The 331-nt window shown below is 50.2% G+C and carries 1 protein-coding gene; it reads right to left on the bottom strand.

Translation table 11 applies throughout. The features are described 5' to 3' along the window. On the bottom strand, positions 1–331 hold a 331-nt coding region (locus tag JO375_RS12525), incomplete at both ends, for a pentapeptide repeat-containing protein (RefSeq protein WP_229524803.1).

A 331-nucleotide genomic window follows, 5' to 3' on the forward strand; every position in this document is an offset into this window, starting at 1 on the left:
AGCCATTCATCTGAACCATATGCGCGATTCCCTGAGACAGCGTCCAGAACAGCCCCATGCAGGGAACAACCGCTGAAATCAGCTCCATGAAGCAGACTGTACGAAAGGTCAATTCCATCTAGCTGGGCTTCTTGCCACACGGTTCCTGCGAGAATGCAGCTATGCAAACGACTATGCTCCATTTTGATTTGGCGAAAGGCGGTATGGCGAAAATCCAGAGAGCTGTAATCTCCGCTGGATAGATCGACTTGGGTCAACGCTTGATAGCTGTAGGCGTATGCTTCTTTTTCCTCCAGCCAGGATTTTATGACACTAGCATCCATTGCCCTGC

It is taken from the genome of Paenibacillus farraposensis, from assembly GCF_020736845.1.
Classification (GTDB): Bacteria; Bacillota; Bacilli; order Paenibacillales; family Paenibacillaceae; genus Paenibacillus; species Paenibacillus farraposensis.